Source organism: Leucobacter chinensis, assembly GCF_019049105.1.
GTDB classification, from domain to species: Bacteria; Actinomycetota; Actinomycetes; order Actinomycetales; family Microbacteriaceae; genus Leucobacter_A; species Leucobacter_A chinensis.
The window spans coordinates 214,628-224,133 of sequence record NZ_JAHQZR010000006.1 but is presented as its reverse complement, the minus strand read 5'-3'; the positions used below and the strand labels follow the sequence as shown (position 1 = coordinate 224,133).

At 62.6% G+C, this 9,506-nt stretch carries 8 protein-coding genes; 3 read left to right on the top strand and 5 right to left on the bottom strand.

The genetic code is table 11. The features are described 5' to 3' along the window. Positions 1–28: 28 nt before the first annotated feature. The 3 genes from KTJ78_RS08230 (at position 29) to KTJ78_RS08220 (ending at position 4,503) form a co-directional block, all read left to right on the top strand. A complete protein-coding gene (locus tag KTJ78_RS08230; RefSeq protein ID WP_217134474.1) occupies positions 29–1,807 on the top strand; it encodes a TIGR03773 family transporter-associated surface protein in 1,779 nt (592 codons plus the stop codon). A gap of 67 nt (positions 1,808–1,874) precedes the next feature. Continuing rightward, entirely contained in the window at positions 1,875–3,338 is a 1,464-nt protein-coding gene (locus KTJ78_RS08225; RefSeq protein WP_217134472.1) for a choice-of-anchor M domain-containing protein, read from the top strand. A gap of 91 nt (positions 3,339–3,429) precedes the next feature. Next, positions 3,430–4,503, top strand: coding sequence for a DUF916 domain-containing protein (locus tag KTJ78_RS08220; RefSeq protein ID WP_217134470.1), 1,074 nt, complete (start codon positions 3,430–3,432; stop codon positions 4,501–4,503). Here KTJ78_RS08220 and KTJ78_RS08215 read toward each other — a convergent pair. Genes KTJ78_RS08215 through recA form a run of 5 tightly spaced genes read right to left on the bottom strand, consistent with a single transcriptional unit; the run spans position 4,500 to position 9,474 of the window. After that, complete coding sequence (locus tag KTJ78_RS08215) at positions 4,500–5,327, bottom strand: hypothetical protein (protein WP_217134468.1); 828 nt, start codon at positions 5,325–5,327, stop codon at positions 4,500–4,502. The genes KTJ78_RS08220 and KTJ78_RS08215 overlap by 4 nt on opposite strands. Continuing rightward, the gene (gene miaA, locus KTJ78_RS08210) at positions 5,324–6,241 is read right to left on the bottom strand and encodes a tRNA (adenosine(37)-N6)-dimethylallyltransferase MiaA (RefSeq protein WP_217134466.1); all 918 of its coding nucleotides are present in this window, start codon (positions 6,239–6,241) and stop codon (positions 5,324–5,326) included. The genes KTJ78_RS08215 and miaA overlap by 4 nt, the downstream gene beginning before the upstream one ends. Further along, positions 6,242–7,795, bottom strand: a complete 1,554-nt coding sequence (gene miaB / locus KTJ78_RS08205; RefSeq protein WP_217134464.1) for a tRNA (N6-isopentenyl adenosine(37)-C2)-methylthiotransferase MiaB — start codon at positions 7,793–7,795, stop codon at positions 6,242–6,244. It abuts the gene before it with no gap. A 6-nt stretch (positions 7,796–7,801) separates the two neighbouring features. Then, the gene (locus KTJ78_RS08200) at positions 7,802–8,401 is read right to left on the bottom strand and encodes a regulatory protein RecX (protein WP_217134462.1); all 600 of its coding nucleotides are present in this window, start codon (positions 8,399–8,401) and stop codon (positions 7,802–7,804) included. A 20-nt stretch (positions 8,402–8,421) separates the two neighbouring features. Beyond that, on the bottom strand, positions 8,422–9,474 hold the full coding sequence (gene recA, locus KTJ78_RS08195) for a recombinase RecA (protein WP_217134460.1): 1,053 nt from the start codon (positions 9,472–9,474) through the stop codon (positions 8,422–8,424). Positions 9,475–9,506: the final 32 nt, after the last annotated feature.

Below are 9,506 nucleotides of genomic sequence, written 5' to 3'. Positions count from 1 at the left end.
ACATTAGAGAGTCCGAGGTTCTCCCTTCATGAGCACCCCACACCGCCTGGGCACAGCCGCCAAATCACTACTTCTCTCCCTGAGCGCACTCGCGATATCAGCGGCCATGGTGATCGGCCACGCACCATTCGCCGTAGCCGCCGAGGCAGATTCGCCTTCACCCTCACCCGAGGCGTCTCCCACACCAGCACGAGCAGCCGCGAGCATCACCGTGCTTGACCGCCAGCACACCGACGCGGTGAGCGTTCGCTACCAAAACGACACACTTGAGCTCAAAACCAGGGCCGACGTCGAGAGCGGCCCGCACCAGCTCTTTGAGCCGACAAACGTGCGTTTTCACCTCACCGATCGGCAACGGAGCACCGTTCCCGAGGCCCCCGAGTACGAGTTCATAGGCGACGCAGGCTCAGAAATCTGGCTCATCCAAGAGCGCTACCAGCCCGAAACGCTCTGGGCGGGCTGGGAGACCGAGACCGTGCCAACCGGACTGTTCGAGGGCGACACCATCACCCTCGAGCTGAGCGACATCGATGGCCCAGGTGACGTCGAGCTCTTCGCGAGCTCGCCCACCGGAACCGAGCGCTTACTCAGCTCGTCAGAGCCCTCACTTCGCAGCATGACCGAGTTCGCCGGCGCGCACAGTCACGCCAACTGGGCATTCACGGCCCCGGGTGACTATGCGCTTACCTTCACCGCGAGCGCGAAGCTTCCATCGGGCGAGACCGTCGAGAGCGAGGCGAGCACCTACTGCTTCACCGTGAGCGGCAACGCACCCGAAGGCCCCTGCCCCCAGCCAGAGCAACAGGGCAAGCCAAAGCCCACGCCGAAACCCGACCCCGATCCGCTGCCTGAAGCTCCCACGCCAACCGACAACGGGACCACGGCCGAAAAACCGGCCACCGAAGCACCCGCTGCCGAGGCGCCGGCGGCCGAGGAGCGCGCAGAAGCTGGCGCAGGTGCCGCTGCAGCCCGGTCGGGTCAGGCCGAAGAACAGTGCCTCGCGACCGAGGTCACCGAGGCGATCTCGGCAGAATCGGTGAGCGTCGCGACTGATGGCCACTTCGACTTCGGCCCCGTCTACGACGGCGGCACGCTCAAGGCCCGGGTCAAAGACGATCGCTCGGCTTCAGGCGAGTGGATCGACCCCTCCCGTCTCATCTTTCACCTCGGCGATGCAGCGAAGACCCGTTCGCCCGGCGGTACCTTCGACTTTCTCGGCACCGGTGACATCTGGCAGATTCCTTTGACGCAGCAGGCTCAGGTGCCCTGGCTCGGCTGGAACACGCAGCACCCCACGATCGCTGGCAAAACCCAGGGGCCCGTAACCCTCACGCTCGACTCACTCGACGGGCCGGGTGACATGGCCGTCTACTCAATGGATTCATGGGGCGGGCTCGGCGACCGATTCTTTGGCACCGTGAGCGGGTTTCCACGAAGCACGAGCATCGCCGTTGGCGCCTCGGGGGTTCACGTACACGGCGTGTGGGCATTCACCGAGCCTGGCACCTACCGAGCGGCAATGTCGTTCAGCACAACCATCGGCGGCACCGAGCAGAAAGCCAGCACCGTGCTCACCTTCTTCGTTGGCGACGGTGATCCCTCTCAGGCTGCCGGCGAACACGACGTCACAACCGTCGTCGGCCAAACCCCAGACGGTAAACCGTGTGACCTGAGTCTCGCCGAAACGGGCTCGAGGGAACGCTGGGTGATCGAGACGGGAGCAATCGCGGTCGCGCTTTTCGCACTCGGAATCGCCTTTCTCGGCGCCGCCTCACTGCGCCCACGGCACACCGTCAAGAGACGGTAACGAGGCTCGCAACAAACCCCGCCGGGCGGAAGGATCTCCCGGCATCACATAGAAAGGATGTCAGCACATGACATCAGTACTCACCCGCTCTGGGCCACGGCTCAAAGCAGGGCTCAGCCTCGCGCTGCTCGCCGCCCTCGTCGGTGGCACAGCGGCCCATGCGGCAGAACCCACAGAAGACCCAACGATCGTCGCGAGTGGCCACGCAGACCTCATGTGGCTCACCAAAGCTGATTCGGGCGAGCCCACCCTGGCTGTGAACTCAGACGACCTCGGCGTCGTGAAGGCGGGCGACCTCGCTTTTCACGTAAAGCCGAGCGTCGCCGAGCGCACCGCGAACTCCGACGCGATCGCGGCGCTCGGGGTTAGCCAAACCGACACCTTCTACCTCGCGCCAGAGCGCTACTCACCCGGGCAACTCTTCATTGGATTCGGCTTCGACCTCAACAGCTTCGCGGCCGACTCGGTCGAGGTCGAACGCACCATCTCACACTTCGAGGGGCCCGGAGACTTCGCCATGTGGCACAGCGCTGAGGGTGATGCCCCTCTCGTAAGCACCTCGAGCAACATCACCAGCTTCACGAGCATCGGCTACCACGAACACTCGAACTGGGGGTTCACCGCCGAGGGAACCTACTCCTTTGACGTCACCGCAAAGGTCACCGATGTCGCCTCTGGCGAGGTCACGACCACGCCAGCCGAACACTACACCTTCATTGTTCGCGAAGAAGCGCAGGCTACCGAGCCCGTTACTGACGTCGAGCTTAACGTCACCGGGGCTGCCGGCCACTACCACACGGGTGATGTCGCGACACTCACCGCGACGCAGAGCCCGGCCGAGGTCTCTGACCACCTGCACTGGTTCACTCGGGCGAACACCTCGGCTGAGTGGGCAATCGTTCCCGAAGCCCACGGCAGCACCTACGGTTTCGTCGTCACCGCCGAGCAGCAGGTGAAGGCAGTCGTCTACGGTGAGAACCACGCGGTACTCGCCGAGAGCACTCCCGTCGACATCCACGTTGACGATCACGGCAACACCCCGGGTGTTGGCCCCGAGATCACGGTAGCGCACGAAGCAACCGAGGGAGCGCTCACGCTCAGCGTTGACGCGGCGCACCGCCGCGTCACGATGGATCCGCTCGCCCTCACCGAACAGGCCGATCGGCTCGTCTCACACGGCGCCGTCGGCGGCATCACCGTCACCGACACGCGTTCGGGCGACCTCGGCTGGTCGGCAAGCGGCCGACTGCGCAACTTCGTCTCACCCGTGGGTGAAACCCTCGACGGTAAGCACCTCGGCTGGCAACCCACGGTCGTGAGCGCTTCGAACGGGCAGACCGTGAGCGCGGGCGCGAAGGTCGATCCCGGTTTTGAGACAGGCAACGGAGTGAAGGGGTGGAGCGCGCTTGGTAAGGCTGACGCGCAGCACTCACGTGGCACCGCCGTGCTCGGCGCAGATCTCACGATCGAGGCACCCACCACAACCGCGATCGGCGAGTACACCGGCGTGCTACTCATCACCGTGATCTAACCCTGCCTACCGCAACACACGGGTGCCCCGCCCGACCTCACAGGCCGGACGGGGCACCTCCCTTTACAGCTTCACGATACAGAAACCACTCATGCGCCCCAAGCTCTTCACCGCTCTCCTGGCCACGGCCCTCACCATCTGCATTGCTGCGCCAGCAGGCGCCATGCCAATGACCGCCGATGACACGACCGCCCCAGCCGAGACCGCGCCTCACAGCACCTGGTCAGTGGTTCCCGCGACCGAGGAAGGGCCTGACGGAAGAGGCGAGCTCAGCTACATCGTCGAACCGGGCTTCACGTACCACGACCACATCGCGGTACGAAACCACGCCGAGACTCCGCTCACCGTCACGCTCGCGGTGCGAGACGCCGAGCAAACCCCAGAGAACGATTTCACCTTAACCGATGATGAACAGACGCCAGGAACCCCGAGTTCATGGTTCAGCATTGACTCCACTGAGGTCACGGTCGAACCGCGAAGCTCACTCGTGGTGCCCATAGCCCTCACGATTCCTGGCGATGCTGAGCCGGGCGATCACTCAGGCGGTGTCGTGGCCGTGCTCGATGCGCCGTCAAACGATGCCGAGGGCACCGATGCAGGAACTGAGGTTCGATACGCCGTCGGAACCCGCGCGCATGTTCGGGTCGCGGGCCCCGTCGAACCGAAGCTGTCGGTCGATTCGTTCGAGGGCCGTTACCGCTCACCGGTGAGCCCCATTGGGCTCGCTCCGCTTCTCACGACCGCGACCGTCGTCAACACCGGCAACATTCGCGTCTCGGGAACGACCAGGGTTGAAGCCGTGGGCCTCTTCGGGCTGTGGAGCGCGAAAGGCGATGCCGTGCCCACCGCAGAGCTGCTGCGCGGGGGCGCGACAACCCTCTCAAGCGACCTCGCCGAGGTGCCGCAAATCGGCCCCGTTTGGGTCACCTTCACGGTTGATTCGCTCAGGTCAGGAGATCAAAACCTCGGGGCGCTCAACACCGAGGCCGAGAGCATCACGGTCGTGGTTTGGGCTGTTCCCTGGTCACTCATCGTCGTCATCGTACTGTTTGCCATCGCTATCGGCATCGCGGTGCGAAATCTCCGTCTCCGGTTACGCAGCCGTGCTCAGCCAGACGCGCTGCCAGACGGACCACCGGAACAGGCTTCGCGGGCAGCCGATTAGTGTCCCTCAGGCTCGCCAAGCACGTGCACGGGCGCGTTCACCGAGACATGCTCGCCTTCTTCGGTCGCGAACATGCGCACCCCGATCGTTGCCTCGTCGAATTCAACTGCCCAGTGATGGGGCGCTTCTAACCCACCACGATGCCTGAGAGTGAGCGCGGTGGCTGCTGCGACGAGGCAGCTCGAGGGAAGCATCTCGCCTTCTAGCAGGGCGCTGGCGCGAGCCTGCCCTACCCCGTGCACGGTTCTTGGGCTCCCGAGTGCTTCATCTGCCGCAAGCAACGCCGTTCGCAGACCCCGCTCAGGGGTCGCATCACTGAGGTGCGCAACCACTTCGATGCGCTCAGAGCCAATGCGCACAGTATGAGGGCTGCCGGGCTCTGGCTGTCCTGCGAAGCGCCACCTACCGAGGTCGACCGCGTAACCCGAGCGACCCGCCAGGACGTCGCGTATGCCGTCTGGGGTTGCCATCGGAATCGCGTCACGACGGTCCTCGAAACGCAGACTCCCCCACGCATCGAGAGCCGCGACAGCCGCGAGAACGCCGCCGCCACTTGTCGCGAGTGGTGCTCCCGAGGTGCTCACTGTCTCGCACCACCAGGCCGCTGCGGGGTCTTCTGCGAGGGCGCTTCGCCCCTGCTCCAGGTGTTCGCTTCGCACGGCACGAACGATTGCCGCTGGCGCCGTTCCTGATTCGCGTTGTAGCAACGCCGCGCGCTCGCTCGCGGTGATTGGGCAATCGCCCGCTTCGTCTAACACGACGAGATAGTGGGTTCCTGCTACCGTGACGCGCTGAGTCGTGCGCGGTTGCTGCCGGGTTGTCATTCGCGGCCCTCGTTCTCGGCGATGTCGTCGATGAGTCTCAGGTCGGGGGCAGCGATCCACTCGATCTCGCGGTAGCGCTTAAACCAGCTGACCTGCCTTCGCGCGTATCGTCTCGTGAGCACCTGCGTCTGTTCGATGGCCTCGGCCTCGGTCATCGAGCCGCGCATCTGGGCAATGGCTTGGAGGTATCCGATCGCACGCGAGGCCGTTTGCCCGTCTTCGATGCCCTCGCCCATGAGCCCCCGCACCTCGTCGATGAGCCCGTCGCACCACATATTCACGACTCTCGCGTCCAGGCGCGGAACGAGCATTTCGCGGGGCGTGTGCACGCCGATAACGCGGGTTTTCTCATGCCACAGTTCTGGCGCCTTGGGTAGCTGCACCTGGGCGTCTTCGCCAAGCAGGGCAACCTCGAGTGCACGAATGACCCTGCGCGGGTTTCTCGAGTCGACCGTTTCGGCGACCTGCGGAGCGAGGGCTTGCAATCGACGCATGAGCGGATCGACCCCGCTCGCCTCGTACTCCAGCTCGAGTTGTTGCCTCAGGGCCTCGTCTCGTGGCGGAAACTGAAAGTCGTAGAGCACACTTGAGACGTAGAGGCCTGAGCCTCCGACGAGGATGACGTCGTTGCCGCCCGCGAGCGTTGCAGCGATGAGTTCACGGGCCGTTGGCTGGTACCAGGCGACGGTTGCTTCTTCGGTCACGCTGAGCGCATCGAAGAGGTGGTGCGGGATGCCCCGGCGCTCTTCGACGGGAACCTTCGCCGTGCCAATGTTCATGCCCCGGTAAAACTGCATGGCGTCGGCGTTCACAATCTCGGCGGAGCCAAGATGCTCAGCAAGGTCGAGCGAGAGCGCTGATTTACCGGTTCCTGTAGCGCCAACAACGGCCCAGAGCGTGCCCTGAGCCGCCATTTAGCGAACCCTGAGCGTCGGCAAACCGAGGTTCACTGCGCGGCCGGTTCCCGTTGACGGTGTTGGTGCGCCACAGCTGTCTGCCTGGCTGCGATCCCACGCATCGCCTGAGCGGGTGCGGCGAAGCTCGTACGTGTCTGAGGCGTCTGCGATCAAGAAGTACGGTGCCGAGCTCGTCACACGAACGGTCACGATGTCGCCGGGCCTCGGCGCTTCTGAGCCCTCGGGTACTTCGAAGTGCACGAGACGCGAGTCGCGAGCACGGCCGCTCAAGCGTCTGCGTGCGTCGTCTTTACGGCCGTCGTTTTCTGCGACGAGCACCTCAACCACTTCACCGACCTGCTTGGCATTTTCCTCTGCCGAAATGCGGTCTTGAAGGGCCATGAGCCGTTCATACCGCTCTTGCACAACGGCTTTGGGTACCTGGTTCTCCATCTCGGCCGCAGGAGTGCCAGGGCGAATCGAGTACTGGAAGGTGAACGCGGTTGTGAACCGGGCAGCCTCAACGACCCTCATGGTGTCTTCGAAGTCTTCGTCGGTTTCGCCCGGGAAGCCAACAATGATGTCGGTGCTGATCGCTGCGTGCGGCAGCAATTCGCGCACGCGGTCGAGAATGCCGAGAAACTTCTTGCTTCGGTATGAGCGGCGCATCGCCTTGAGGATGCTATCTGAACCCGATTGCAACGGCATGTGAAGCTGGGGCATCACGTTCGGCGTTTCGGCCATGGCCTCGATGACGTCATCGGTGAATGCTGCGGGGTGCGGGCTCGTGAAGCGCACTCTCTCGAGCCCTTCGATGTCGCCCATCGCGCGAAGTAGCTTGCCGAAGGCCTGGCGATCGCCAAACTCGACGCCGTACGTATTGACGTTTTGGCCAAGAAGCGTGACTTCAATGGCACCATCGTCGACGAGCGCCTGCACCTCATTCATAACGTCACCGGGGCGACGATCTTTTTCTTTGCCGCGCAGGCTTGGAACGATGCAGAAGGTACAGGTGTTGTTGCAACCGACCGAAATCGAAACCCAACCGCTTGAGGCCGAATCACGTTTGGTCGGCAGCATCGACGGAAAGACCTCGAGCGCTTCGATAATCTCGACCTGAGCTTCGGCGTTGTGTCTTGCACGCTCAAGCAGCACGGGAAGCGAACCCATATTGTGGGTGCCAAACACCGCGTCGACCCAGGGGGCTTTCTCAACGATCGTGTGCTGGTCTTTCTGCGCGAGACAACCGCCAACGGCAATCTGCATGCCCTCGTGGTGGCGCTTCGTCTCTGCGAGCTGGCCGAGCTGGCCGTAGAGTTTATTGCTCGCGTTCTCACGCACCGCGCAGGTGTTAATGACCACAACGTCGGCCTGCTCAACATCGGTTGCCTTCACGTACCCGGCTGCTTCAAGCGACCCCGAAAGGCGCTCTGAGTCGTGCACGTTCATCTGGCACCCGTGCGTGCGCACGGTATAACTGCGAGGGCTGCCATCGGCGCGCCTGGCAGCTGGAGAAAGAGTGATGTCAACGGGACGCGTGAGGTCGCCGTAGGTATCTGTGCTGACGGTCATAATGGCCTATTCTACTAAGCCTTCGCTGGCATCAAGCGCTTCACGAACCACAGTCATCATTTGAGAGCCGCCCCAACCCCGGCGCTGCATGAAGCCCATGAGCCTGCGTTCGGCAGTCACCCGGTCGAGCGCACTCAGCTTCCTGGCGCGTTCTCGGGCCACTTCTCGCATGGTTTCGAGCTCCTCATCATCGTCGAAGCCGCTCAGCACCTCATCGATGACCGCGCGATCAATCTTGCGCTCTGCAAGCTTGAGAGCGATGTGTCCCTTGCTCGCGTGCTTGGTGCGGCGAAGCTTGTCACACACTGCCACGGCCAGTGCTTCATCGTCGAGAAAGTGTCGTCGTTCGAACGACTCAATGACGTGTTCGATCGACTCTTCGTCGTGCTCCTTATTGCGGAGCGCCGCCCTGAGCTCACCAGAAGACATCGCTTTACGGGCTAACGTTTTTGTCGCATCGACGAGAGCATCGGTGTGAGGAGCGGTCTCCCGCTCCTCAACCTCTGCAATTTTTGCGCGAAGGTCAATGACCTCTGCCAGATTGCTTCGTTCTGGCCGCTTCGGCTCGCTCGGCACAGGTTCTACCGGCACAAACTTCACTACCATTGCTCTTCGCTATCTCGTGGCTAGGCGCCGCGCTTCTCACTCAGGTCGGCAACATTATCGACCTCTGGTTCAGTCGCACCGCCAATACCGAGCTTGCCAAGAATCTTGTCTTCGATCTCCTGAGCAATCTCAGGGTTCTCGATGAGGAAGCGACGCGCGTTTTCTTTACCCTGGCCAAGCTGGTCAGCCTCATAGGTGTACCAGGCGCCGCTCTTCTTAATGATGGCCTGATCAACGCCGAAGTCGATCAGCGAGCCTTCGCGAGAGATGCCGGTGCCGTACAAAATATCGAACTCCGCCTGCTTAAAAGGAGGAGCCATCTTATTCTTCACGACCTTCACGCGAGTACGGTTGCCCACCGCATCGGTGCCTTCTTTCAGCGTTTCAATGCGACGAATATCGAGTCGCACCGAGGCATAAAACTTCAGTGCCTTACCGCCGGCAGTAGTCTCGGGGCTGCCGAAAAAGACGCCGATCTTTTCACGGAGTTGGTTAATAAAGATCGCCGTGGTTTTGGTCTGGTTCAGGCCACCGGTAATCTTTCGCAGCGCCTGCGACATGAGTCGGGCCTGCAAGCCCACGTGGCTGTCGCCCATCTCACCCTCAATTTCGGCCTTGGGCACGAGAGCCGCAACCGAGTCAATCACGACGAGGTCAATAGCGCCCGAGCGAATGAGCATGTCGGCAATCTCAAGGGCCTGCTCACCGGTATCGGGCTGCGAAACGAGCAACGCATCAATATCGACACCGAGCTTCTGTGCATAGTCAGGGTCGAGCGCGTGCTCAGCATCAATAAACGCTGCGATGCCGCCCTGGCGCTGCGCGTTGGCAATTGCATGCAGGGTCAGCGTCGTCTTACCCGAGGCCTCAGGGCCATAAATTTCAACGATTCGGCCTCGTGGCAGCCCGCCAACCCCGAGAGCGACGTCAAGGGCAACCGAACCCGTGGGAATAACCTCAACCGGTGCGCGCTCGTCGCTGCCGAGCCGCATGACCGAGCCTTTGCCGAACTGGCGGTCGATTTGCGCGAGGGCTGACTCGAGTGACTTTGCACGGTCTTTATTTTGTGCCATGTGGTGCTCTCCTAAAACGTCGGGCGGTATGC